At 65.5% G+C, this 25,436-nt stretch carries 18 protein-coding genes and 1 other annotated feature; of the genes, 10 read left to right on the plus strand and 8 right to left on the minus strand.

Annotated elements, in window-relative coordinates; genetic code table 11:
* Nucleotides 1-27: 27 nt before the first annotated feature.
* Complete coding sequence (locus ACOOHB_RS18040) at nucleotides 28-8,253, minus strand: S8 family serine peptidase (protein ID WP_420446181.1); 8,226 nt, start codon at nucleotides 8,251-8,253, stop codon at nucleotides 28-30.
* Between the two features lie 133 nt (nucleotides 8,254-8,386).
* Complete coding sequence (locus tag ACOOHB_RS18045; protein WP_420446182.1) at nucleotides 8,387-9,265, minus strand: hypothetical protein; 879 nt, start codon at nucleotides 9,263-9,265, stop codon at nucleotides 8,387-8,389.
* Nucleotides 9,266-9,451: 186 nt separating this feature from the next.
* On the opposite strand from ACOOHB_RS18045, the gene ACOOHB_RS18050 reads away from it, so the two are divergent.
* From ACOOHB_RS18050 to ACOOHB_RS18060, 3 genes are all read left to right on the plus strand, one after another.
* Nucleotides 9,452-10,516, plus strand: a complete 1,065-nt coding sequence (locus ACOOHB_RS18050; RefSeq protein ID WP_420446183.1) for a fibronectin type III domain-containing protein — start codon at nucleotides 9,452-9,454, stop codon at nucleotides 10,514-10,516.
* A 117-nt stretch (nucleotides 10,517-10,633) separates the two neighbouring features.
* Nucleotides 10,634-10,768: a hypothetical protein gene (locus ACOOHB_RS18055; RefSeq protein ID WP_420446184.1), complete on the plus strand. Its 135-nt coding sequence runs from the start codon at nucleotides 10,634-10,636 to the stop codon at nucleotides 10,766-10,768.
* Between the two features lie 141 nt (nucleotides 10,769-10,909).
* The gene (locus ACOOHB_RS18060; protein WP_420446185.1) at nucleotides 10,910-11,680 is read left to right on the plus strand and encodes a hypothetical protein; all 771 of its coding nucleotides are present in this window, start codon (nucleotides 10,910-10,912) and stop codon (nucleotides 11,678-11,680) included.
* Here the strand turns inward: ACOOHB_RS18060 and ACOOHB_RS18065 are convergent.
* The 4 genes from ACOOHB_RS18065 to ACOOHB_RS18080 form a co-directional block, all read right to left on the minus strand.
* Nucleotides 11,673-12,239, minus strand: coding sequence for a transposase (locus ACOOHB_RS18065; protein WP_420446186.1), 567 nt, complete (start codon nucleotides 12,237-12,239; stop codon nucleotides 11,673-11,675). The genes ACOOHB_RS18060 and ACOOHB_RS18065 overlap by 8 nt on opposite strands.
* Before the next feature lie 381 nt (nucleotides 12,240-12,620).
* Complete coding sequence (locus tag ACOOHB_RS18070; RefSeq protein ID WP_420446187.1) at nucleotides 12,621-12,854, minus strand: hypothetical protein; 234 nt, start codon at nucleotides 12,852-12,854, stop codon at nucleotides 12,621-12,623.
* Between the two features lie 172 nt (nucleotides 12,855-13,026).
* Entirely contained in the window at nucleotides 13,027-13,233 is a 207-nt protein-coding gene (locus ACOOHB_RS18075; protein WP_420446188.1) for a hypothetical protein, read from the minus strand.
* A 141-nt stretch (nucleotides 13,234-13,374) separates the two neighbouring features.
* Nucleotides 13,375-16,770, minus strand: coding sequence for a Calx-beta domain-containing protein (locus tag ACOOHB_RS18080; RefSeq protein WP_420446189.1), 3,396 nt, complete (start codon nucleotides 16,768-16,770; stop codon nucleotides 13,375-13,377).
* Between the two features lie 354 nt (nucleotides 16,771-17,124).
* Between ACOOHB_RS18080 and ACOOHB_RS18085 the strand changes: the two genes are divergently transcribed.
* The 3 genes from ACOOHB_RS18085 (at nucleotide 17,125) to ACOOHB_RS18095 (ending at nucleotide 19,390) form a co-directional block, all read left to right on the plus strand.
* Nucleotides 17,125-17,628, plus strand: a complete 504-nt coding sequence (locus ACOOHB_RS18085) for a fibronectin type III domain-containing protein (protein ID WP_420446190.1) — start codon at nucleotides 17,125-17,127, stop codon at nucleotides 17,626-17,628.
* Between the two features lie 77 nt (nucleotides 17,629-17,705).
* Nucleotides 17,706-17,835: a sequence feature (AL1L pseudoknot), on the plus strand.
* Nucleotides 17,749-18,711 carry an IS3 family transposase gene (locus ACOOHB_RS18090; protein ID WP_420446191.1) on the plus strand — a complete coding sequence of 321 codons (963 nt, stop codon included), beginning with the start codon at nucleotides 17,749-17,751 and terminating at the stop codon, nucleotides 18,709-18,711. It overlaps the preceding feature by 87 nt.
* A 55-nt stretch (nucleotides 18,712-18,766) precedes the next feature.
* Nucleotides 18,767-19,390 carry a helix-turn-helix domain-containing protein gene (locus ACOOHB_RS18095; RefSeq protein ID WP_420446192.1) on the plus strand — a complete coding sequence of 208 codons (624 nt, stop codon included), beginning with the start codon at nucleotides 18,767-18,769 and terminating at the stop codon, nucleotides 19,388-19,390.
* A 182-nt stretch (nucleotides 19,391-19,572) separates the two neighbouring features.
* On the opposite strand, the gene ACOOHB_RS18100 is transcribed toward ACOOHB_RS18095, so the two are convergent.
* Nucleotides 19,573-19,860 (minus strand): PIN domain-containing protein, encoded by a 288-nt coding sequence (locus ACOOHB_RS18100; RefSeq protein ID WP_420446936.1) that lies wholly within the window; start codon nucleotides 19,858-19,860, stop codon nucleotides 19,573-19,575.
* Between the two features lie 233 nt (nucleotides 19,861-20,093).
* Here ACOOHB_RS18100 and ACOOHB_RS18105 point away from each other — a divergent pair, with 233 nt between their 5' ends.
* The 4 genes from ACOOHB_RS18105 (at nucleotide 20,094) to ACOOHB_RS18120 (ending at nucleotide 21,721) form a co-directional block, all read left to right on the plus strand.
* The gene (locus ACOOHB_RS18105; protein WP_420446193.1) at nucleotides 20,094-20,489 is read left to right on the plus strand and encodes a RidA family protein; all 396 of its coding nucleotides are present in this window, start codon (nucleotides 20,094-20,096) and stop codon (nucleotides 20,487-20,489) included.
* A 74-nt stretch (nucleotides 20,490-20,563) separates the two neighbouring features.
* Nucleotides 20,564-20,989 (plus strand): VOC family protein, encoded by a 426-nt coding sequence (locus ACOOHB_RS18110; RefSeq protein WP_420446194.1) that lies wholly within the window; start codon nucleotides 20,564-20,566, stop codon nucleotides 20,987-20,989.
* A 103-nt stretch (nucleotides 20,990-21,092) separates the two neighbouring features.
* Nucleotides 21,093-21,338 carry a hypothetical protein gene (locus ACOOHB_RS18115; protein ID WP_420446103.1) on the plus strand — a complete coding sequence of 82 codons (246 nt, stop codon included), beginning with the start codon at nucleotides 21,093-21,095 and terminating at the stop codon, nucleotides 21,336-21,338.
* 2 nt (nucleotides 21,339-21,340) lie between these two features.
* A complete protein-coding gene (locus ACOOHB_RS18120) occupies nucleotides 21,341-21,721 on the plus strand; it encodes a twitching motility protein PilT (protein ID WP_420446102.1) in 381 nt (126 codons plus the stop codon).
* A gap of 231 nt (nucleotides 21,722-21,952) precedes the next feature.
* Here the strand turns inward: ACOOHB_RS18120 and ACOOHB_RS18125 are convergent, their stop codons facing one another.
* Complete coding sequence (locus ACOOHB_RS18125; protein WP_420446195.1) at nucleotides 21,953-25,219, minus strand: cell wall-binding repeat-containing protein; 3,267 nt, start codon at nucleotides 25,217-25,219, stop codon at nucleotides 21,953-21,955.
* Nucleotides 25,220-25,436: the final 217 nt, after the last annotated feature.

Below are 25,436 nucleotides of genomic sequence, written 5' to 3' on the forward strand. Positions count from 1 at the left end.
GACAGCCGCCTCCAGATCGGGTGATTCTTAGGGGTTGCCGAGGATGCGGCGGGCGACGAATGCTGCTGTTTGGGTGCGTGTCGCTCCGCTGTAACGCGGTGCTGTGGCGTCGGGCACCACAGCGCGGCCCTGGTTCTTGGTGCCGGTGGTGATCGCCGCGGGCCCGCCGATGAACACAAGACGTGCAGGCTGATAGTCGCGCAGCACCGCCTCGGCCTCGGGCGAGAGCCGCCCTGCTTCGGTGTAGAGCACCGCTGAGCCCGCCGTGCGCGCCGACAGCGCAGCGGCCACGCCGATGTCGGGCGGGCTCCACCCGTTCGCCACGATGATGGTCAGCTCGTCGAACCCACCCGAGGCGGGCGGCCCCAAAAAGCGGCGCGCCACGTCTGCTGCGGTGCCGGTGCGGGTCTGACCGCTGACACGCTCGATGAGCGCTGCTGGCACGACACTGCGGATCGCTGCCTCGACGTCGTCGGACACCGCAGCGGTGCCGCCCACGATCACCACGCGGTCGGGGCGATGACGGCTCAGCAGTTCTCGCGTCGGGTCCGACAGCTTGCGCCGATCGGTGTAGGCCACCGCCGAACGCGGCGTGCGCGCCGACAGTGCAGCGGCCACGCCGATGTCGGGCGGGCTCCACCCGTTCGCGACGATGACCGTCGCACCGCCGGGACCCGCCTTTGAAACCTCCAGGATCGTCCGCGCCACCTCCGCGGCAGTGTCGACACGCGTCGCACCAGTGATACGAGTCACCGCGTCCACCTGCGAGGCACGCCGCATCGCCGTCACTGCCCCAGCCGACACCGCCGATTCACCGCCGATGACCACCACCGCCGCCGGCAGGTAGTCAGACAACACCTCGCGCGCCGCCGTCGACAACCGGTCTCCGGCGGTATAGATCACCGCAGAGTCCGCGGTTCGGGCCGCGAGAGCCGCGGCCACGCCGATGTCGGACGGGCTCCAGCCACTGGCCACAATCAGCGTCGCCGTGCTCTCAGCGAACCCGCCGCCGCCGCCGCCACCGCCACCGCCACCGCCACCGCCGCCGCCGCCGCCGCCGCCACCACCACCACCACCGCCGCCGCCGCCGCCAGTCCCCGTTTGAATCACAGGTCCGGCAGGCTTGAGCACTGGCTCGGCAGAGTCATCGTGCGCGGTGTTCTGGGGACCGTGATGGTCGGTATAGGTCGTGGCTGCCCTCAGATAGAGGCCTTCATCGTCGTCCGCCGGCGTGTAGCGCGACGAGGTCGCCCCGGCAATGTCGATCCAGTCGGTACGGTCCGCCGAGGTGCTCCACTGCCACGAGACAGACGACAGCGAGCCGTCGGGATCCTCCAGAACTGCACCGACCGAAGTACCGACCTGTGGCTCCTGGGTCGACAGCGTCACCGCGCCCGGATCGTCAGCGTTGGTGATCCTGATCGTCATCGGCTGTCTCGCGACGTTGTGGCCGTCGGTCGCAACGAGCGCGAACTGCAGCCGGTTGTCGCCGTTTGCATCAACGGGATCCTCGAAATCGGGGACCTGCACAAAGGCCAGCGTCCCGGCCTCGGTGAGGGCCAGCACATCGCTGTCGTCGCCCTCGAGCGAAATCTCGACATCGCCGCCCTCAGGGTCGGACGCTCGATAGACGCCCACAGCCGCCGAGTTCTCGGCGTGCTCGACGTCGAAGTCGCCGGTGATCAACGGCGCCTCATCGACAGCGACGACCGTGACTATGACGTTCTGCTGTGTCTGAAGATCTCCATCGGAAGCCACGATCGTCACGACATAGAGGTTGTCGCCGTTGTCGTCGGCAGGTGCTTCGTGGTCGGGCAGGTCATCGAAGCGGAGCGTGCCGCCTGAAATGTTGAACGGGTCGGCATCGGTTCCGGCGAGGGACCAAGTCACCGCATTGCGCTCAGGGTCGTCGGCGAAGTAGCGGGCAACCTCCCGGCTGCCCTCCTCGGCCACGTTGGCGGTCGTGGGGCCGCGCAGCGACGGAGGCTCGTCCACGTTCACCACAACGACAGTGACGTTGATCTCGTCGAATTTGCCGGCGGGATCCTCGGCTCGGACTTTGAACGAATACGACGCCTTCGCCTCGCGATCGAGGGGCAGGAGTGTCCGCAGCTGGCCTGACGAGGGATCGACGGCGAACACCGCAGTGTCTGCGTTGACCAGCGAGTACGTCAACGGGTCGTTGTTTTGGTCGACTGCGGTGACCGCAGCGCCGAATTGGCCTGGGGCCGAGTTCTCCGTCACCTCGCGAGCCCCCGTCTCCGAGCCAGGGAACACCGGCGCATGGTTTATCGGCGGAGCAGCTCGTGTTTCGTCGGCTGACGTGGCGCTGGCCGACTTCTTGTTGGCGCTCTGCGCATCACGGTACGAAGCCGTCGCTCTCAGCCAGTCGCCGACAGTTGTCGGCGTGTACGTCGAGTCATCGGCGCCGATGATCGTGCTCCACGGCGCCAGGCCCGTCGAACTGCGCTCCCATGACCATGTCACTTCCGCGACTGCGCCGTCGGGGTCGCTCAGCGTTGCCGTCAGCTCGACGCTGGACTGAGGATGAATCGAGGACAGCGCCAGCGTGCCTGGCTCATCGACATTGACGATGCTGACTGTCACATCTTCGGTTGTGGTGTTCGCCCCGTCCGAAGCAGTGAGCTGCACGCGGTAGTCGTTCTTGCGGTCAGCGTCGCCGGGAGCCTCGAAGTCAGGCGTCACGACGAAGCTGAGGTTGCCTTGGGACGACAACGCGAATGCGCCGGCGTCGACGCCTCCGAGCGTCCAGGCTGCCGTGACGCCCTCGGGATCGGTTGCGCTGTAGCTGGCCACCAGACCGGTGCGACCCTCGTTGAACGTGGGACTGGTCTCGCCCGAAATCTCGGGCACCTCATCGACATCTCTCACGGTCACCGTGTGGTCGCGCACGACAGTGTGTTCCCCGTCGCTGACCGAGAGCGTGATCTCGTAGACGTTGTCGCTGTTGCTGTCACCGCGAGCCTCGAAGTCAGGCGGCGAACGGAAGCTCAGGAGGTTCTCACCGTGGACGAGCAGTGCCGACCCATCCGGACCCGACAGCGTCCAGGTCAGCTCGTCGCCCTCAGGTTCCCAGACATACAAGGCCTGTACGTCGGTGGTGTTCTCGCGCACGCTCGCCGGATACAAGAACAGGGCGGGTCTCTCGTTCACGTCGGTGACGGTGACGGTGACATTGAGGCGTCTTGTGTGGACGCCGTCGGAGACCGAGACCTGCAGCACGTACACGTTGTCCCGATTCGAGTCGTAGGGCCTCTCATGATCGGACGTGAATCGGAACGTCAGCTCCCCGCCGGAGCTGATCCAGAATTCTCGTTCATCGGCACCGCTCAGCTCCCAGCGCAGGTAACGGTTCTCGGGATCAGTCGCGACGAACTGGGCGGCATAACGGTCTCCTTCGACGCTCTCGGAGGCGGCGGGGCCGCTCAGCGTCGGTGCCTCGTTCACATCGGCGATCACCACCGTGACCGGGATCGAGTCGTCGATCGCTGGGTCGGCGTTCCCGTCGGCGTCCTTGCCGTCGCTGACCGAGACCGTCAGCGAGTAGCGCCGCTTGGCGGCTTCATAGTCGTGAACGACGGTGGTGCGAAGCTGGCCTGTCGTGGTCACGATGTCGAACACCTCCGCATCAGTGCCGCTGAGCGAATAGGTCAAGCTGTCGCCGTCAGCGTCGGAGGCAGCTACGGGGGTTCCCACGCTCGCGCCCGCAGCAGCGTTTTCTGCCACGCTGCGGCCTCCAGTCTCGCTGGGCTCGAAGAATGCGAACAGATTCGTCGGCGCAGTGGAGCGAACGACGTCGGCTGTGGCCCGCCGAGCGGTCTTGGCAGAAGGCCCGTGACCGTCGGCGTACGACGCGCTGACCCGCAGATAGCGCCCGGTGTCGGCGATGACCGGCGTATAGGTCGCGTCGGTACCCAAGATGGATCCCCACACGGCGCGATCGGTCGATGACTGCCAGCTCCAATCGAGTCCGGTGATGTCCCCGTCGGGGTCGGCGAGTGCTGCGGTGATGGCGCTGCCCACCACGGGCTGGCGCGACGTGAGCGTCACTGTCGGGGGCTCGTCGACGTTCGTCACCACGACGGTCACCGGCAGAACGGTCGCCCTCAGGTCGTCCCAGGCCCACACCTCGATGTCGTAGACGTTGTCGCCCTTGATGCTGGTGTCGAGATCGCTGGACGAATCCTGGTCATCGGGTTCTTCGAAGTCAGGCGGTTCAAGGAATGCCAAGGTGCCGCTGACAATGGAGAACAGATCCTCGTCAGTGCCTGACAGGCTCCAGCGGATGCGGTCGCCTTCGGGATCGGTCGCAGTGAACTGGGCAACGTCTGTCGTGTCGTTCTCAGAGTGGATGACTGCGGTGGGGCCGCTCAGCTCGGTCGGCTCGTCGATGTCGTAGAGGGTCACCTGCACATCCAGCGTCGCTGTGTGCTCTGCGTCGGAGAGTTCGACGGTGACCTCATAGACGTTGTCCTCGTCGGTATCGCCGGGGCGCTCGAAGTCGCGAGGGTCGGCGAACTTCAGTTCCGCGTGAGAACCGAACAGAAAGAGTCTGAAAGGGTCGAGATCGGTGTCATCAATGGCGAAACGATCCGCATCCGGCCCCGAGACTGACCAGGTCAGATCATCGTCCTCTGGATCTGCCGCGCGGTAAATGCCGATGGCAGCGACGGATTCCTCTGGGTGAGTATGGGACGGGAACCCCAGGAGCCGAGGCGATTCGTTGACATCGATCACGCTGACGGTCGCCTGGAGCTGGTCGCTGAAGCCGTCTTCGTCAACGACGTTCACCTCGAAGGAGTAGCGAGGCTGCGACTCGTAGTTGATCTCGCGGCTGGTGCGCAGTTGGCCGTCGTCATCGATGCTGAAAGCAGCGGCGTCGACGCCGCTGAGCGCATACGTCAGAACGTCGCCGTCGTCGTCGCTCGCCTGAATAGGGGTGCCGACCCCGGTGGCCAACGGGGTGTTCTCCGTGACGGTGCGCACGCCGTTCTCTCCCGGGTCGAAGCGCGGTGCCGAGGCGTCGCCGCCCACTTGCCCTTGCGCTGTCGGCGACCATGCGCCCGCCCCGTCGGCGCTGACAGCTCGGACCTCGATGTCAACCGTGTCGCCCTGGGCCAGCCCGGAAATGGTGTAGTCCAGCGTGCCCGATGTCCATGCGCCGGTGATCAGCGTCCACGCAGCGTCGTCGGCCTCGTCGGCGGAGTCGCTGGAGATGTGGCGCAGGTCGTAGCTCGTGATTGTCGAACGCCCGGCGCGCAGTGGCGCCTGCCACGTCACGGTGAGCGGGTCGGTCACGCCGTCAATAGCGGTTATGGCCGGCGGGCCGGGCGTCTGGCGATGCCCGTACGCCGTGATGGACCACGACCACAGGCGAGCGACACCGCCTCCTGATTCCCGGTCGTGCACACGCAGGGTCCATGTGCCGCTGGGGTCTTCGCCGAGATGCCGTGCCGAGCCCAGCCGGAAGGCGCCGTCGTCGGCCTGCAGTCGCACCCCGTACGAGCGACCCGTGTCGGCGACGAGCAGATCCGACACCGTGCCAGTGGGCGAGACCAGTTCGAGTTCGAGGCTTCTGAAGTTCGGAGCGTCCATGACGATGTTGACTTCGACGAACTCGGTGAATTGCACCCCCGAACCGAGCTCGATGCTTGACTCGACGGTGCCACGGTCCCCGAGACTGAGCGCCGCGCCTGTCGAATCGCCTGACTCGGTGGCCAGTTCGGGCACATTGACCCAGTCCTGCGCAAGCGTCACCGCTGCGGCTGCGTTGACGACGCCGAATCCGTAGCGATGGTTGAACTCGTAGCTGTCGGCCGATGCCTCGTACTTGGTTGCGCCGGCCAGCCAGCCTGTGTCGGCTGCATCGTTGTGGCGTGCAGATCCAGCAAGAATCAGTTTCACGTCTCGCCACGTCAGCTGCGGGTTGACGCTGCGCACGAGCGCCGCCACTCCGGAGACTTGGGGGGCGGCGGCGCTCGTCCCGCCGAATCCGGTGGTGTAGAGCCCGTCGGTGCTCGTCGAGGTGATTCCCGGATCCCCGTAGCCGTCACTTGACGGTGCGCAGACCCAGAGATTCGCGCCCGATTCGGAGTACCACGTCTGTTTGCCTCGGTGGCTGACTGCGCACACTGCGGTGACGCCCCAGAAGTTCGCGTACTCGTCGAGGTTCGAGTTGTCGCTGTCCTCGCCGTTCCCGCCGGCCCACGCGTAGAACGTGCCTCGTCCCCCTGCACCGGTCGTCAGCGCGGACTCGACCGCCAATTCCCACAAACGCGAAGCCCGGTGGTGCAGTCCGTCGTCGCTAGGCCCCCAGCTGTTGTTGGACACATGGGTGGTGCTGGCATTGCGGGACATCGCATCGGCTTCGTTGCGAAGGGAGAACGCGTTGAGCAGGTTGAAACCGCGGATACTCGCTCTGGGCGCGACCCCGCGCACCCCGAAACTGTTGTCACGTGCCGCGACGATGCCGGCGACAGCGGTGCCGTGGTAGCCCGCACTGCTCGTGCCGCCGACAGTCGAGACGTAGTCGTGGCTCCCCGACGTGTCGACGTTGGCGAAGAGGTCCTGGTGGTCGAAGTCGACCCGGGAATCCACAATCGCCACGTTCACCTGCGAACCGGTCGTCTCCGACCAGGCATCGAGCACGTTGATGTCCTCGCCTGCTGTGTCGCTGAATTGGCCTGTGTTGTCCAGATGCCACTGGCACCCAACGAGGGGATCGGAAACACCCGACGGCGGCGAACCGCAGCGCGTGCGGAGTGCTCGGTAGTTGAGGCTCTCGGATACTGAGGCCGCGTAGGCACCTGTGCTCTGACCGCGGCCGTCGGGTTCCCACCCCCGCGTGTCGACACGGAAGTAGTACGTGCCCGCCTTCAGTTCGCGATTCATGCTCACGCCCCGGCGGTCTTCGTAACCGAAGTAGATCTGAGAGGTGCTGCCCGGCACGACGTTGAGACTGGCGTCAAAGACAGCGCCGTTGAGGGCAACGCCCTCGCTGAAGGCTCGGAACTCCACAATCGTGGTCTCCGGCACCACGACGCGGAAGTAGTCCTCGTCGGTGGCCGATGCGATCGTCCCCCCAGCGGCGTCGCCGAGTGCCAGAGATTTGGCAGTGTCGGGAGTCGAGCCAGGCTCGTCCACTTCGTGCACATGCATCACGTAGGTGCCGATGTAGTTGTCGCCGTAGCCGCGTACCGCAAGGAAATGAGTTCCGGCGTCGAGTCGAACGCGGATCGCGAATGCGAAGCGTTCGGTCAGCTCCCCGTCGTCGTTGTCGACGACGAGTTCCTCGTCGCTGTTGTACACCTCTCCGAAGGTGTCGTAGGCAGGTCCTGGAGCGCGGATGAGCAGATCCGTCGAGCGCTCAAGCTTCAGTTCGTAGTAGTCGCGGGTGGTGCCGCTGGGCCCGAGCACGCCGTAGGTGACGCTGTTGACTTCGACGGGTACGGCATTGTCGAAATCGGCACCGCGGGTGACGAGGCTCGTGTGCACCACGTACGCCCCTGTGTCGCCGTCTCGGCTTTCCACCTTGAGGTAGTACGTGCCTGACGACAGCGTTCTGCCGACAAGAAAGTTGTTGGCGCCGCTGAGATGCTCGGCCGGGATGCCGGACGCGATCACAGAGCCCGAAGAGCTCAGCAGCGTTCCGTCCAGCTCGGTCGTGCCGGTCGAGTACATATGCAGGCTGATCTGGCTGTTCACTCTGATGCGGAAGTACTCGACATCGGTCGACGTGGCGATGCGGCCGCCGACGGGCACCTCGAGTTCGATGGTGGTCGCGTCGGCACGAATGTCGCCGTGATCGGCCGGTTGCCCGGTCTCGCTCGTGGACCATTCGCCAGTGGTCGGGGTGATTGCGCGGACCTGGACTTGGTATTCGACCTGATTCGTCAGGTCGGTGAGCACATAGTGCAGCGGGCCTTCGGTCCATGCGCGAAAGAGCGTCGACCAGTTCGCATCGACGGTTTCGTCTGCTGAGGTCTCGATGTATCGCAGGTCGTAGGCGACGATGTCGGCTTCGGCGACGCCGCTCGGAGCGCTCCAGCTGACGGTCAGCGCTGTGTCGCCGGCGGTGACCGAAGTGATGCTCGGCGCGGTCTGCGTTTGCGCGCCCGCCAAGTGCGTGACACTCGCCAAGCACGCCACTGCCACCACGGCGGCAAGCACGAGCATCCGACGGCGTCTGCGCAGTGTGCGCGCGGACGCGAACAGTTGAACTGCGCCTGTCACACTTAAATAGTAGTAACTATCAGTATCGACCCTCGGCCAGAGCCCAGCACCATCCCGACGTCAACCGTCGGCGAGGGTGGTGCATCGGGCAATCATTGTTGTCAGGCGGGGGACTGGCACCACTTGGTGACCATCACTTGGCGACGCGTTCGATCCACCAGTCGGGGCTCGACAGCTCGACGCCGGGATGGGAGGCCAGTGCGTTCGCGAGTTCCAGCGACGCGAGACCCGGGTCGGTCGTGATGTAGAAGCCGTTCGCAACGAAGTCCAATTCGGAGAGACGACCCGTGTCGACGCCGTTGCGCTCAAAGAACCCATCGACTGCAGCAGTGTCCCAGCTCGCATCGAGCACTACCACGGCCCCCCCAGGCAGTGCCATCAGCTCTCCCGAGTCGGACCAGAACACCGGGTCGCCCTTCACCGGCGCAGCCGCAGCGGCTTCGCCACGCACCACGACGTCTTCACCGACGCTGGCGACGATGTCGTCTCGTGACACGTCGTCGCCGCCGGGCACCACGGCCAGGTTCGGATCGAGCCACACCTTGATGGTCCGGGCGCCGTCATGCCAGGTGTAGGTCTCCAATTGCGCAGACGGCGCCAATTCCTGCTTAGGCGACCTGGACTCGGCGCCGTCAGACTCGGCATCGAGCGGCTCGAATTTGTCGTCTTTCGCATCGGTCAACCCCGAAGAAACCGCGTCAGGCACGGCACGTGATTCGTCACGGAGGTCTGTCTCAGGCAATGTCCCACCAGGCGCTGCTGCGGGGTTCGTGGTCGCGAGAACCGGCAATTCGGCTGAATCGGCGGCCCCAAGTGTCGTGCTTTGGCTCTCGAACGCCTCGAGATCATCAGCGACGTGTGGGGCGCCGGCCCGCACGATGGCTCCCTCGGAGGCTTCGCCCGGAGGCTGCGACGCCTGCGAACGCCAATACAGGACGCCCGCGAGAATGAGCGCGACGGCGACAGTCGACACAATTCGCGCCACCGTGGAGGATCGCAAGCTCCGTGTCATCTGAGAACAAGACTACGAATGCGAGTAGTCGCTACAAGATACGTCATGGCCCCGCCGCGGCCCGGTGAATAGTCACTAGTACTATCACGGTGGGCGGGATGTAACGTGCGCCCTGTCAAGTAGTAATGATTATTGGCACGTCTCTGGAATGACGGCGTGTCACCCGCTTCGGGGAGGTGCAGGTCAATGCGCATGGTGCGTCTGCGGCGTCGGATCGCCGTGTTTGGGTTTCTGAGCGTGTCGGCGGTGCTGCTGGTGCCGGCATCTTCGGCGATGGCCGCCCCGGGCGCGCCGGATCGCCCGGCGCGGCCCGTGCTCGACTCGGTCTCGTCGAATTCGGTCACGATCTCGTGGGCAGACGCCGGGGACTCCTCGGTCACCGGGTACGCCGTGCTGCGCCGCGACCGGAGCGAGGACGCGCTCGGGGTGTTCCACCTCATAGCGAGCGGTGTCTCCGGGACCACCTATACCGACGAGACAGTGGAGCCAGCAGGTTCCTACGGCTACCGGGTCAAGGCGCGCAACGCGAATGGGCTGAGCCGGCGTTCGCGGAATCTGCGTGTCGATGTTCCCGAAGCCGCGGTCTTGGAGACCGCGGTTCCAGATGTCGCGGCACAGGGTGAGCCCCTCAGCGCGTTGAGCGTCACGAATTCCACGACGGTCTACATCAATGAGAACACGAGCCTTTCCCATCAGATCGAAGCTCTGGACACTGGCGCCACAGGCACTGTCACCTACGATTTCGAACCTCTCGACTACGAGGGCGACGGCGCGGGCTACAACACCGACTGGGACTACCTCGACGCCAGCTCGGGCGGTCTCATCGTGTCCTACGATCGCCTCGACTACGAGGAACGACCCCCGCCACGCTCGTTCGCCCTCGGCATCCGGATCACCGCGACCTCCCAAGGCCGTGAAGTCTCCATCGATCAGACAATTGAGATCGTGGTCGTCGACATCACCGAGGGCGCGGCACAGAACTTCCAGGTCACCGGCCAATCCAGCACGACCATCGCTCTGGATTGGGATCCGCCCGACGGCATCGATCCAAACCACTACCGCGTGTTCGTGTTCGAGTCCGGCGACGGGCCAGTCGACGATCGGTTCGAGGCCGAGATCGCCACCACTGCCAGCAGACGAACCGTCGATCGGCTGCAGCCCGATACCACCTACGAGATCTATCTCTTCCCCGTCACCGATCAAGGTGTCAAGCTCGACATCCTCAGCCTGACTCACAGTACCGACAGCTAGCCCGACAACAGAGTCGGGAATCCGCGCCAGCAAACCCGCAGTGCCATTTGCAGGCCGCAGAGGTTGGACATCCACACGGCCGATGTCCCGAATCCTCGACGTCAGAGCCCCAACAGCATGAGTGTTGACGCGGCCGGCGGGTGGTCCGCCTATGGCGGTGTGGGCGGGGGTCTTGAGGATCTTGAGGCCTTCGGTTCGGAAGATCTCGTCGAAGGCGTCGATGAAGAACAGCAGGTAGTAGCGGCGCAGTAGGGCTGTGTCGATGGTCGCGAGGTCGCAGGCGACCGCGGCTTGGGATCGTGGGAACTGGTTCCAGCTCACGTTGGCGCGTTGCGGGGCGGGATGGATGCCGTGGGACTTGAGAATCCGCCAGACGGTGGATGCTCCCGCCTGGTGGCCGAGACCGGTGAGTTCGCCGTGGATGCGGCGTTGTCGCCAGGTGGGGTTGTCGGTGGCCATGTCGATGACCAGCCGGCGAACCTCAGCGGCGATCGCGCCCAGCAGGGTCCGGTCGTTGTGGTTGAGCTGGGGCCGATTGTCTTGCCGGCGCAGCACCGTCAGTTGGTGGCGCAACACGATGATCTCAAGATCCTTGGAACGGCCCGAGCGCACGGCCAGACCGGCCAGCGCCGCGAGGAAGCGGCACAGAATGCGAAACACGAGGCACGAGAATCGCAGCACATCGTGCCTGGTCAGCACTCACGTCCGAATATCGGGCACCCACAGGTGCCGTGCCACCCGGGCCATGCTCTGGAATCAAGCGAAACCGACCGGAATCTCGCCCTCCGCGCCACCCTGACCTGCGGTTTTGTCAATAACGCGTTCTGCAAACAGGCCAAACGCGTTCTGTGGAGCCATGTGCGAAACTCGCTGACCTGGGGAAACCCAATTTCGCACAGCCGCTCGAGGGCGGGGCGAGTGTGCGAAATTCTGTGCGAAATTCGGGCACTTGGAGAGATTTGGAGCTTAGTTCGGGTGGTTGGCGGCCTAGGAGGGTGGTCGGCAATTGGGGTGTGGTGTGTGTTGTTTGTTGAGCGTGCGCGGTTGTCTGGTTGGTGGTTCGGGGTGGGTTGGGCGCGGGTGTTCTGCCTGATGATGCCCAGGCACATCGTCGGTCGGCCAGTGGGGCCCGGGGTCGCCGGTCGGGGCGGGTGTTTTACCTGATGATGCCGAGGCGGCCGGCGCGGTCGAGGTTGAGGGCGGCGATGCGCAGGTCGAGCCACAGGTTGGCCTTGTCGAGGCCGCGCCAGGGGACGTTTTTGGTGCGGGACTTGATCTGGGCGATCTTGCGTTCGGCCTGGGATCGCAATCGGTATCTGGCGAGAAACTCGGGTTCGTGGCGTTGTGCTCTTGCGGGGGCGAGGAGTTCTTCGTGGGGGTTGATCTCGATGATGCGGCCGCCGTCGCGTGTGGTGCATCGGGGCTTGAGCTCGCATGCTGAACAATCCGTTGCCGCGAACCGCACCTGGCGCCGTTTGGCGCCGTTCGGCGGCGGGATGGGTGCGGTGTTTCCTTGCGGGCAGGTGACCGTCGCTGCTTCGAGGTCGATGTCGAAGTCGGCTTTGGTGAGCTTGTCGCCGCGGGTCGGGATCGGCTGGGCGGGGGCGACGAGGTCGATGCCTCGGTCGGCCATCGCTTGACGGGTGGGCCCCGATCCGTAGTGGGTGTCGGCGATGATCTCGGCGACCGGGACCGGGTCGGCGTCGATGAGGTCTTCGATCACAGTCCTTCACCGTCCGGCGGATGGAGATGATCGTCGACACATCGACCCCCCACTTCCGGGCCGCGTCGGCCTGGGTGATCTCTCCGCCCGTGACCTGCAAGTAGATCTCCCACTTCGTCTCCGCGGACAGCTTCTTCGGTCGACGCCGACCCTCGCTGACAGTCATCTGATGCTCCTTCACGCGTCAGCGAGAACACGATCAGACTTGGTTCATTCCACGGTGGACCCTCCGCGGCAAACTCAGACGCACAACAGTTTGAAGAGGAAGTTGGTTCGTCCGACCACGTTTGCTCGGCGATCGCGGAGTTCGTCCTTGATGTGGTTGTTGCCAGATTCGGCGTTCTCGCGGATTCCGTATATGTCTTCGAACGGGAGGGAGTGTCAGACGCTCTCCGCGCCCAGCCCCCATGCACGAGCGAGCGTGCGCGACAGCACCGCGTCGAGGATCTTGGGGCCCGGGTTCGCCGAACCCGTGCGCACCCACCGCTCGATCAGCGCCGACAGGCCCAAACGGGCGATCAGCGTTCCCGCCAGGATCAGGCCCGCGTTGGCCACTAGGCCCTCATGATCAACCGTCGTTGCGAACCGGTCCAGCCTGCGCGATGATCCAGACACAAAAAGTGCCTCCTGTGTTTGAGACGAACGTGACTTCCAACATCACAATCGCCGCAGATCAGGAAGCCTTTTTCGCGGACGCGACCACCCCCACACACCCACCAATCGGTGAATTCAGGCTTACCGGTGACGATGGCGTCAACGAGAACACGATCAGACTTGTTACAAAGATCTACAAGATGGTGAGATTTGCCACGAACAGTGCCACGATGAAGCCGACCACCGTGTAGTGGTGGGCCTTGACCGAGCGCAGATCGGCCTTGGTGACCAGATCCGAGAGCGGCGCTGGGGCCAAGCACGACATCAGGTATTCAGCGAGCGGCTCATCGGTGTGTTCACGGAACCAAGCGTAGAGCCGGGACCGATCTTCCTCAGACACGATGACCTCCAGTCGCTGTCCGCAACCCACCGGCGGGACCACGGGGCCTGGGGGTGCTGCGACGATGGGTGAGGTGGCGTTCACTCCGCAGGAACCACCCCCGTCTTAGCCAACTGACCGGCCCACGGGGGAAGTGCCTTCTTAGGGGTTGCCGAGGATGCGGCGGGCGACGAACGCGGCGGTCTGGCTTCGTGTCGACCCGCTGTAGCGCGGCGCAGCGGCATCAGGCACCACCGAACGGGTCTGGTTCTTGGCAATGCTGGTGATCGCCGCCGGGCCACCGACGAACACCACCCGCGCCGGCTGATAGTCGCGCAACACCGCCTCGGCCTCCGGCGACAGCTGCCCCGCTTCGGTGTAGAGCACCACCGAGCCCTCGGTACGCGCCGACAGCGCCGCCGCCACCCCAATGTCAGGCGGGCTCCACCCGTTCGCCACGATGATCGTCAACTCGTCGAACACACCCGACTCCGGCGGACCCAAGAAACGGCGCGCCACCACGGCGGCTGTTCCCGCGCGTGTGGCTCCGCTGACGCGCTCGACAGCAACGCCGGGCACAGCAGCGCGGATCTCCGATTCCACTGCAGGATGCACTGCGGCTGTGCCGCCGACGATGACCACCCGAGTCGGCTGCTCGTCACGCAACAGCTGAGCAGTCGCCACCGACAACACGTCCGCCCGCGCATAAACCACCGCCGAGCGAGGCGTGCGCGCTGACAGCGCCGCAGCCACACCGATGTCAGCAGGACTCCAGCCGTTCGCCACGATCACTGTCGCTCCGCCTGCCGAGGACCCACCCAAGATTCGCCGCGCTACTGCCACGGCGGTGTCCGCGCGTGTCGCGCCGGTGATCCGCTCCACCGAATCGGACTCCGCCGCGCGACGCGCCGACACCAGCACCGCGTCGCTCACCGCGGCCTCGCCGCCGATCACGATCACGCCCGCAGGCAGATAATCGACCAGCAACTCGCGAGCCCCGACCGACAAACGATCACCAGCGGTGTACACCACCGCAGAGTCCGGCATGCGCGCCGCCAACGCCGCAGCCACACCAATATCGGACGGACTCCACCCATTCGCCACAATCAATGTCGCTGTGCTCTCGGAAAGTCCCCCACCGCCGCCGCCGCCCCCACCGCCGCCGCCGCCCCCACCGCCGCCACCACCGCCACCGCTGATCGACAGGGCCGGGTCGCCCTCGTTGTCGGTGACGGTCACCGTGACGGTGCTCAGCGAGCGCAGCGTGACCTTGCCGGCGTTGTCGGCGTCGACGGCCAGTGACACGGTGAAGGTCTCGTCGTCCTCGGCGACCTCGTCGTCAATTATCGCCACTGAGAAGGTCCGAGACGTTTCCCCGGCGGCGAACACCACCGACTCGGCGGCGGCGCTGTAGTCGTCGCCTGCGGTCGCGGTGCCGTCGCCAGTGGAGTAGGCGACAGCCACATCGCGTCCGCTGGCCTCAGAGAGCTGAACCGTCAACCGCTCCGCCGCTGTGGCCTCGCTCACGCTGTAAGAGCCCGACGCGAACGACACGCTCGGCGCGTCGTCGTCGTCGAGGACCGTTACCGTCGCGGCGGCAGCACCGCGGTTGCCCACATTTTTGGGCCTACATGTGACCGAGAGCGTCTCGTCGTCCTCGTCAATGCTGTCGCTCGCGGTGGCCACGTTGATCTCGTAGCTGGTATCGCCCGCGCCCAACATGATCGCCTCGGTGTACGCGCTGTAATCCGAGCCTGCAACGGCGGTGCCGTCGCGGGTGGTGCAGCGCACCGTGATCTCCTCAGTGAGCGTGTCAAGCACCTGCACTGTCGCCAGCGCCGTGCCTCCCTCGGTCACCTCGATGTCGTCCATGCTCAACAGCGGATCTTCGTCGTCGTCGGTGATGTTGCCCAGCACGTTCACCGAACCTCCAGTGATCTCTACGCCGTTGCCGTCGACGATCACCGCGTGCTCCGCGTCGCTCACGAACAGGACCAGAGCGTCGGCGTTGCCTGGCTCCTCCCGCACATCGTCGACGAGTTCCACCACGATGCTGCCAGTGTCGTTGCCCGGCGCCAGCACCCACCGATCGGCAACCGGCACGAAATCCTCGTACGGCCGCGCCCGATAGGGATTGGAGCCGTCCGCCCGGTAATGCACACTCACCGACCGGCCGCTCACCACGGACAGCGTCACCGGGTACGCCAGCGCCCCCGCGCTCTCCGGCGCAGTAGTGACAAATATTTCGAACGGGCTCGCGTCCTGATAGTCCGGTCCGAGATACAGCGTCGGCAACTCGTCGTCGTCGCCCACCGGCACGAACACCTGGGCAGCGGCCACACCAGTGCCATCGGGATAGGGGACCGGGTCCAGGTCCAACGCAAACAACTCGTCGTACTCGTCGAGCACATCATCAGCCAACGCCACACTCACACTCGCCGAGGCCTCCCCCGGAGCGAACTCCACGCTGCCGGAGGCCGCCGTGAAGTCCGTACCGCCGACCGCGCCGTGCTCACGGGCCGCCACCCCTGACAACCCCGTCACAGATTCCAACTCGGCGTCGGTCATGTTCGACGTGGCATAGCCCACCACCACCGTCCGCCCGCTGACAGCCGACAACCCCACATTCACCGCCAACGAGCCATCACCCTCAGCCACAACCGGTTCCGGTAACCCCACCACCAACTGCGGCAAAGCATCATCGTCCAGGATCTCCACCAGCGCCGCACCATCATCGACGGACGCCTCCACCGCAAGAGACAGCACCACCTCGAACAACTCGTCGAACTCGTCGAGTGCGTCCTCGAGCAACGTGACCGTGAACGTCGCAGTGTCGTTGCCGGGCCGGATCGTCAATGTCTCAGGCGGCACCGCCACGAAATCGACATCGCCGCGAGCCGCGTGGTCCGCCCTGAAGCGACCATCGAGATCCGACGGCAACAGCGCCATCAGACGCGAATCCGACAGCTCCGCAGTGGAGTAGTCCACCGTCACCGTCTTGCCGCTCACCACCGGCGCATCGTCCACATCGAACAACGACACGGAGAACGTCACACCGCAATTGCACTCGCCGGCCTGCACATCACCGATACGCAGCTTCGGCACAGGATCATCATCCACGATCGTCACTGTCGCCGACGTCGTACCCGAGTTCACTGTCGCATTCGTCGCCATGCCCAACGTCACCGTGAACGTCTCACTGAACTCGTCCACATTGTCGTGCGCGGTGGCCACCGTCACCGTCGTGGACATCACGCCAGCCGCAAGTGTCAACGTTCCGCTCGCCGCCGCGAAATCGCCCGACACCGCCGAGTCACCCGGCTCCACCGACGTCGCGTACACCACCGTCACCTCAGACGAGCTCGCCGACGACAGCAGCACCGTCAAGGATGCGTCGTCGCCCTCGTCCACATCCACTGCGGTCTGAACCCACGACAACGCTGGCAGGCCATCGCTGTCCGCGGTGGCCACGCGGATCTCGGCCTCGGTGGCGCCCGCACTGCTGGTCACCGACTCCTCCGGCAGCGTTTGCGCGCTTGTCGCTGCCGCCCCACTCATCCACAGAACCCCGAGGATCGCGCACGCCGATGCGACGGTTAGCACAGACCTATGAGCCCCCCCGAATGGAGCCTTGAAGAACCTGCGCCATCGCGGCGGCCACGTCTCCTGGTCACTCGCTTGCCGCCTGCCGAAACCACTCGACGCACGCGCATCAGACACCCAAGGATTGACCTCCACCCGCCCCGTTCCAGAGACGTAAGCGATCAATGATAATACGTATTATTCAGTCATCGGTAAAGTTGGCGACTATTCGTTCAGAGCACCCCATACGAAGGTCCCACGCCAGCAAGCTGTGCCTGTTCCGCCTCCCGCTGAATTGGCCGTAGTCGTATTGGGCGCTCTGATCGTGGGTTGCGAAACGCCAGAGAACACAGCGGTTCTGCGGAGCCAGCAGGTTTCTACGGCTACCGGGTCAAGGCGCGCAACGCGAATGGGCTGAGCCGGCGTTCGCGGAATCTGCGTGTCGATGTTCCCGAAGCCGCGGCCTTGGAGACCGCGGTTCCAGATGTCGCGGCACAGAACTTCCAGGTCACCGGCCAATCCAGCACGACCATCGCGCTGGATTGGGATCCGCCCGACGGCATCGATCCAAACCACTACCGCGTGTTCGTGTTCGAGTCCGGCGACGGGCCAGTCGACGATCGGTTCGAGACCGAGATCGCCACCACTGCCAGCAGACGAACCGTCGATCGGCTGCAGCCCGATACCACCTACGAGATCTATCTCTTCCCCGTCACCGATCAAGGTGTCAAGCTCGACATCCTCAGCCTGACTCACAGCACCGAGTACGTGCTAACGGCTGCTCTCGTCTGTGAAGTGAATCGCCCCGAGTTTCGTGGAGGCTCTGTTCCTTGAGAGGATGGAGCTTTGCCAGGACATGGGAGATATCCCGCCGAGCTGCGCCGCGCGAACGAGATCCTCAAGGCGGCGTCGGCTTTTTTCGGGTAAGGGGCTCGACCGCCAGTCGGCGAGGTAGTGGCGTTCATCGACGGCCACAGGGACCGGTTCGGGGTCGAGCCGATCTGCGCTGTGCTTTGCGGGCACGGCGTCGGGATCGCCCCGTCCACTTATTACGCGGCCAAGACCCGGCAGCCTTCGGCCCGGGCTGTGCGCGACGCTTTCCTGTGTGGGGTGATCGCCCGGGTGCACGCAGAGAACTATTCCGCGTACGGGGCGGCCAAGGTCTGGGACCACCTCAACAACGTCGAGGGCATCGGGGTGGCTCGCTGCACCACCGAGCGCCTGATGCGCCAGTTGGGCCTTCAAGGTGTGCGCCCCCGCCGCCAGGCAGTGCGCACCACCATCGCGGGCACCGACGCCTGCCGGCCCGCCGACCTGGTGAAGCGGGACTTCACTGCTTCGGCCCCGAACCGGCTGTGGCTCGCGGACCTCACCTACGTGCGCACCCACAGCGGCTGGGTGTACGTGTCGTTCGTGATCGACGCGTTCTCACGGACGGTCGTGGGCTGGCAGGCCTCGGTCTCGCTGCGCACCGACCTGGCCCTCGACGCGCTCGAGATGGCCATCTTCACCCGACGCCGCGCCGGCGCAGACCTCTCCGGGCTCACACATCACAGCGACATGGGAGTGCAGTACCTGTCGATCCGGTACTCGCAGCGGCTGGCGGACAACGACATCGTCGCATCCGTCGGCTCGAAGGGCGACAGCTACGACAACGCGATGATCGAGTCGTTCAACGGCCTCTACAAATGGGAGCTCATCTACCCCCACGGGCCCTGGCACGGACTCAGCGACGTCGAGTTCGCCACCCTCGAATACGTCGACTGGTACAACCAGCGACGACGCCACGGCAGCATCCTGCCCGGCCGACGCACCTACACCACACCCGCCGAACACGAAACCGCCTACTACCGTCAAACCGCCACAGCCACCCCGGCCATGACACAACAACCCGAGCCTCTACCAAACCCGGGGTGATTCAAATATGCAACGATTGTTGCATATGTGCTGGCTATAGAACTAGGGTGTCGGCATGGATTTCGTGCATCCGGTCAGTGCCGTGATCCCAGGAGCGCAAGGACAAGTGCTCGCTGTGCTCGCGGAGACATCTGCTGAACTCAACCTGCGCGCCGTGGCTCGGCTGGCCGGCGTGAGCGCATCACAGGCGTCGCGTGTGATTCCCGGCCTCGTGGAACTCGGCTTGGTGGAGCGACGAGAGGTGCCGCCGTCGTCGTTGTTCCGCCTCAATCGCCACAACGAGGCCGCTCGAGTCGTCGTCGAGCTGGCTCGATTGCGAGACAGCGTGCTCGACCGAATCGGCACCGCTGCAGGGAATCTGCCCCAGCCGCCTGCGAGCATCATCATCTTCGGGTCATTCGCCCGCCGCGAGGCTGACCGGACAAGCGACATCGATGTCGTCGTGGTGCGCCCCGACGAGGTGGACCCCGACGATGACGCATGGACCGAAGCGATGGACCGGTGGCGCGAGAACGCCGGAGCGATCGCGGGGAACGGCATCGAGGTCATTGAGGTCGGGCTGACCGCAGCCGTCGAGAAGCTGTCGGACGGCGGCCATGTGTGGGAAGAAATCGCACGCGATGGCGTAGCTGTCTTCGGTGCGTCCCTCGACGAGCTCCAGGACATGGCCGATGTCTAGGTCGTCTCGGACAAGACCCGTGTCAGCTGCCCAAGTGCGTGCATACGCCCGCAAAGCTCAAGAGTTCGCCGACGGCAATGCAGTCGCCAAGGACCTGCGCCGACTCCTTCCGCTCAAGACCCAGGCCGAATACGAACCCGAAGGCAGAGTGAACCCCGGCGGCTCACCGGGTGACTCGGTGGCTACACGCGGACAGTCTGGATCTCAGCCGATAGGCGTGACAGGTCGCCCGGGTCGCTGGTGAGCACCGGCAGGCTCAAGCGCAGGGCGCAGATGGCAACGTGCGCGTCGACGGTGTCGGTGGTCTGCGTCGATGCCAGCAGAACGCCGACCAGACGCGCGTCGCTCGCATCCAGCGGGACGATGTCGATCTCGGGCGTGCGAAGCAGTGCTGCGAGTCGTGCTTGACGGCGTGGGTTGCGCCACGCTTGGGCGACACAGCCCGCCGGGACCGTCAGCGTCGCGCCGATAGTGGGTGCACGGTTACCCTTTGCCGCACGAGTGGTGGTTCTGTCGGTGTACGCCCGGTCTGGGTGTCCGACGGTATGTCTCCGCTAGAGCGTCGCTGCTTGGCGTCGCCTCGCGGTGGGGTCATGCGCTGCGCGGATGAGGGCCCGAAAATGACGGTCTCGTTCGTGCAGGACCACAAGAGCGGCTCCAAATCAATCGCAACAAGCAAATTGACGAGAAGGAGACACACCGAATGAACAGAACACCAGTCAACCCATGGCCCTGGTCGCTGAATTTCGGCTTCAACCAAGCCGAAATCATCGAAGGAGCCAGTCGGCAACTGGTCTGCGCAGGCCAGACCTCGGTCGATGCCGAAGGCAAGCCGCAGCACGCAGGCGACATGCGGGGCCAGATGACGCTCTCCCTCGACAACCTCGAAGCCGTCCTGAGCGCCGCCGACATGGGTCTCGCCAACGTCACACGGCTCACCATCTACACCACAGACGTGGACGAATCCCTCAAGAACTTCGACGTCCTCGGCGCCCGACTCGGGTCGACAAACGCCGCCCCTCCCATGACCTTGGTCGGTGTCACCCGGCTCGCCATCCCCTCGCTCATGTTCGAAGTCGAGGCCACCGCCGCCGACTAGGTGCCATGCAACGCGTGCGGTCCTTGGGTCCCGCCGGCCCGTTGCTGACAGGCACCGCACGGAGGAGCAACCTGATGGAACCCCGCATCAGCATCGTCACCCTCGGGGTTTCGGACCTCGACCGGTCCACCCGGTTCTACCGCGACGGGCTCGGATTCCCCGAGCACGAGGCGGGAGGCGATGAGATCACCTTCCTCGCGCTCGCCAACCAACTGCTGGGGCTCTACCCGAGGGACGCTCTGGCCGACGACATCGGATGGCCCGACCAAAAGGGCACACCACAGCCCGCGATGCACGGATTCACCATCGCCCACAACGTGGCCACACGCGCCGAGGTGGACTCCGTGCTGCGGGCGGCGGAGGCGGCCGGAGCGAGCATCGTCAAGCCCGCCGCCGACGCATTCTGGGGCGGCTACTCCGGGTACTTCGCCGATCCCGACGGCTTCCTGTGGGAAATTGCCACCGGCTCCGGCCTGCCCGTAGAACCGGGCTCCGGCTAGCGGCCCAACCCACCACGCCGCCGCCGGCCCGGCCAACCTCGTGGAGTCGAACCCGACCGGCCAGAAATCGGCTTGGTAGGAATGCGGTGCTACCGTCAGTTTCGTGGCCGTGAAGAAGCTGTCGATTGCACTGGACGAATCCGTCGCCGAGAACGCGGCCAGTGCCGCAGCGGCGAGTGGGCTCAGCCTGTCTGCATGGCTGAATGATGCTGCGGAGCGTGCGATCCGTATCGAGGAAGGGCTTGCTGCGGTGCGCGAGTGGGAACTCGAGCACGGCGAGTTGACTGCCGAAGAACTCGCGTGGGCTGACGAAGTGCTCGCGTCGGTCACGAGGCCGGATGAGTCCTAGTGGTGCCCGGATTCACCTACGACACAGGCGCGCTGATTGCTGCTGAACGCAGCGAGCGGCGCCTTTGGGCGATGCATCGGAGGGCGCTCGAGAATGGCATCATGCCGACGGTTCCCGCTGCAGTGTTGGCTCAGGGCTGGCGCGGCGGTTCACAGGCGCAGATGTCGAGGCTGCTGTCGGGCTGCCGGATCGAATCGCTCAATGAGACTCGGGCTCGCTCTGCGGGCGCGGCCTGCGCCTCAGCGGGCACCAATGACGTAGTCGATGCCGCAGTTGTGGTCGGGGCCTCCGCTCGGGGCGACGTCGTGATCACCAGCGACGAGCGCGATCTTGGGCGCATCGCAGCGGCCCTCGGCGTGACTTTGAACACACGGCAGGCCTGAGACGCCAGAGGGTCTACATCTTCAGCAGATCCCGGACTATCGCGGGGCAATGCCAGGGTGCGTGATGCTCGGATTCACAAAGCATGACGACATGCCGATCACCACCCATGTGTCTGCCGTCCAGGCGTTGGCTGTCACGATCCCCACGGCCGTGCCGACCGGTCAACGGGGGGGGGGGGGGTCAACGCCCACGACCGAGTCTTGGGAGCCAACAGGTCGCACGGTCGGCGTTCAAGACACCCAGTGCACCCCGTCCGGCATCTGTGACCAGCAGACGATGGTGTCGTCGATCTTGATGGCGCAGGTGTGAGTTTCGCCCAACGAGAGAGCTTTGAAGGTGCCTGCGGGCGCGTCGCTCTGCCTGTTGGCGTTTTGTCCCCAGCAGGCGACGGTGTCGTCGATCTTGATGGCGCAGGTGTGGTCTGCGCCTGCGGTGAGGGCTTTGAAGGTGCCTGCTGGCGCGTCGATCTGCCCGACATCGTTGCTGCCCCAGCAGGCGATGGTGTCGTCGATCTTGATGGCGCAGGTGTGGTCTGTGCCTGCGGTGAGGGCTTTGAAGGTGCCTGCTGGCGCGTCGGTCTGCCCGGCATCGTTGCTGCCCCAGCAGGCGATGGTGGCGTCGGTGCTGATGGCACAACTGTGATCGGTGTTGACAGCAAGTGTCTTGAAGGTGCCTGCTGGCGCGTCGGTCTGGCCGAGGTAGTCGTATCCCCAGCAGGCGATGGTGTCGTCGCTGTTGATGGCGCAGGTGTGGTCTGTGCCTGCGGTGAGGGCTTTGAAGGTGCCTGCTGGCGCGTCGGTCTGGTCGAGTCGGTTGTATCCCCAGCAGGCGATGGTGTCGTCGCTGTTGATGGCGCAGGTGTGGTCGTAGCCCGCGTCGAGGGCCTTGTAGGTGCCTGCTGGCGCGTCGGTCTGCCCGGCGTAGTTGCCGCCCCAGCAGGCGACGGTGTCGTCGGTTGCGATGGCGCAGGTGTGGACATAGCCCGAGGTGAGAGCCTCGTAGGTGCCTTCGGGGCCGTCAGTCTCGCCTTCGTCGTCGTATCCCCAGCAGGCCACGGTGCCGTTGCTGTTGATGGCGCAGGTGTGGTTGTAGCCCGCGTCGAAGGATCGGTAGGTGCCTACTAGCGGTTCGGTCTGCCCGAGGTAGTGGTATCCCCAGCAGGCCACGGTGCCGTCAGTTGCGATGGCGCAGGTCTGCTCGACGGCCACGGTGATGGCCTCATAGGTGCCTGTGGGCGCGTCGGCCTGCCCGTAGGAGTTGGCTCCCCAGCAGGCGATGGTGTCGTCGGTGCTGACGGCACAACTGAGATCGTCGTCGACAGCGAGCGTCTTGTAAGTGCCTGCGGGCGGGTCGCTTTGCCCGTAGCGGTTGTATCCCCAGCAGGCGATGGTGTCGTCGCTCTTGATGGCGCACGCGTGATAGGCACCCGCGTCGACGGCTTTGTAGGTGCCGGTGGGCGCTCTGGTCGCTCCGCGTCTCTGGTAGTTCACTCCCCAGCAGGCGATGGTGTCGTCGGTCGCGATGGCGCACGTGTGAACCTCGCCGGCGGCCAGGGCCTTGTATGTGCCGCTCGGTGGCGACAGCGACGGGGGGTATCCCCAGCAGGCGATGGTTCCGTCGCTCTTGATGGCGCACGTGTGCTCCCAGCCGATGTCGAGAGCCGTGAAAGTGCCCGCCGGCGGGACGCTTTGCCCGAAGGCGTCGTATCCCCAGCAGGCCACGGTGCCGTCGGTCGCGATGGCGCAGGCGTGACGGTCTCCGGCGATGAGGGTCTGGTAAGTGCCCGCCGGCGCGGCGATCTGCTCGATGTCGTTGCTGCCCCAGCAGTCGATGGTGTCGTCGGTCGCGATGGCGCACGTGTAGCGGGCTCCCGCGTCGAGGTGCTTGTAGGTCCCCGCCGGCGGGTCGCCCCGGCCTTCGCCGTTGTTGCCCCAGCAGGAGACGGTGCCGTCGGTCGCGATGGCACACACGTGAAAGAGACCGGCGGCGAGAGTGTCGAAAACCGGCGAGTTGTTTACCGGTCCCGATGTTTCCAGTGTCTTGGCCGTGCCGCTGCTGGACCAGCCGCTTTGCCCCTCTGCGTTGATTGCTCTTACCTGGAACTCATACCAGGTGTCCTGGCTGAGGCTTGTGACCTCGATGCTCGTCGTACCCAAGTCGTTCTCGGTCCAGGTTGTGGCGCCCAAGAGGCGGTATCGCACGTTGTACCCAGTGATCGGCGGGCCGGTGTTGGTGGGCTCGGCCCAGATCATCGTCAGCGACGTCGCCGTCGCCGTGGACTCTGTCGGTGCCAACGGCACCCCGGGCAAATCGGTGTTGACGACGGTTCCGCCGCCTCCGCCGCCGCCGCCTCCGCCGCTGCTGCTGCTGCCGCCGCTGCTGCTGCCGCCGCTGCTGCTGCCGCCTCCGCCTCCGCCTCCGCCGCCGCCTCCGTTGTCGGGTTGTTCGGTGGTTTCGAGGTAGTCGTCGACGGCGGTCTGTGCGATGGCGGCGTTGCCGCCGAACACGTACACGGTGACGCCGTCGAGGTTCTTTGAGCGGACCCGGTTGATGTAGCTCGCGGTCAGGTTGGGCACTTCGTGGGTCCCCGAGAGCACCAGCGCCGCGCAGCGCCCCGCCAGCAGCGGTCCCGCCGCGAACGCGTCGAAGGGCACATCGGCACGTGCCAGGCCCAGCTGCGCGCGCCGCGGGCAGCCATCGACCATCTGGGCGGCGGTCAACGCAGCCGTGCGCGTCGCGGTGCCCACACGCGTCGCGCCCGCCACGCGCTGCACACCGATCCCCAGCGCCGCCACAGCGTCGGACACCTGCGCGGCCAACGCCGCGGTGCCGCCCAGCACCACCGCGTGATCAGCCCCCGACCGGCCCAGATACGAGCTCACCGACGGATGCAACGCGTCCTGGGGGCTCAACAGCACCGGATGGCCCCCATGAGCCGACAGCGGCCCTGCCACCAGCGCATCGGCGAACACCTCGCCGCTGGCCACCAGCACCGTGCGGCCCTGGGTCCCCAACACACCGGGCGCCCCCAAACGGCGAGCCACCGCCACCGACGTCTCATAGCGGTCCGCGCCCCCCACACGCTCCACCGACACACCCGCAGCCCCCAGCTGCGCGTCCACCCCCGACGACACCGCATCGCCCGTCGAGATCACCAACGCACGCGACACACCAGCCTCGGACAAGAATTCCAACGCGTCCGCGCGCACACCGCCAGAAGGCGTCAGCACCACCGCGGCGCCCAGCTCGCCCGCCGCCGCCGCCGCCACCACCGCATCAGGCCAGCTCTCGCCCGAAACCACCACCACCCACTCCAGCGAACCGCCCGCATCAGCAGCCACCGCCTCGGCCACCAACAACGACGTGCCATACCGATCCGCACCCCCCAAACGCACCACCTCCACCGCGCCCAAATGCTCAGACGCACCCACCGCGCCCACCGGCGCCACACCCGCCAGACACACCACCGCCAACGAGACAAACACACGACGCCACATACACGCCAATGCTATGAGCTGCAGTAATAGCAACTACTATTCCAGGACTAGCGACAACGACCCCCACATGCGAGCGCAAACGCCTAGGTCACACGCCTGCGCGAAACCCAGGGTGAATCAACGAACATCAAAGGCGTGTCGCCTATGCGGGCATCGTGGACCGCGGGACTGTCGGAATTTTTGTGTATCGGGCGTGATCTGAGGGTCCGCAGCTGAG

The sequence above is a fragment of the Candidatus Poriferisodalis sp. genome, from assembly GCF_965215815.1.
In the GTDB taxonomy this organism is placed as follows: domain Bacteria; phylum Actinomycetota; class Acidimicrobiia; order Acidimicrobiales; family Poriferisodalaceae; genus Poriferisodalis.

Excerpts from the sequence above, each read along its gene's own strand:
- ACOOHB_RS18045 (WP_420446182.1), bottom strand. The coding sequence starts at position 9,265 with ATGACACGGAGCTTGCGATCCTCCACGGTGGCGCGAATTGTGTCGACT.
- ACOOHB_RS18050 (WP_420446183.1), top strand. The coding sequence starts at position 9,452 with ATGCGCATGGTGCGTCTGCGGCGTCGGATCGCCGTGTTTGGGTTTCTG.
- ACOOHB_RS18055 (WP_420446184.1), top strand. The coding sequence starts at position 10,634 with ATGAGTGTTGACGCGGCCGGCGGGTGGTCCGCCTATGGCGGTGTGGGC.
- ACOOHB_RS18080 (WP_420446189.1), bottom strand. The coding sequence starts at position 16,770 with ATGAGTGGGGCGGCAGCGACAAGCGCGCAAACGCTGCCGGAGGAGTCG.
- ACOOHB_RS18095 (WP_420446192.1), top strand. The coding sequence starts at position 18,767 with ATGGATTTCGTGCATCCGGTCAGTGCCGTGATCCCAGGAGCGCAAGGA.
- ACOOHB_RS18105 (WP_420446193.1), top strand. The coding sequence starts at position 20,094 with ATGAACAGAACACCAGTCAACCCATGGCCCTGGTCGCTGAATTTCGGC.
- ACOOHB_RS18110 (WP_420446194.1), top strand. The coding sequence starts at position 20,564 with ATGGAACCCCGCATCAGCATCGTCACCCTCGGGGTTTCGGACCTCGAC.
- ACOOHB_RS18125 (WP_420446195.1), bottom strand. The coding sequence starts at position 25,219 with ATGTGGCGTCGTGTGTTTGTCTCGTTGGCGGTGGTGTGTCTGGCGGGT.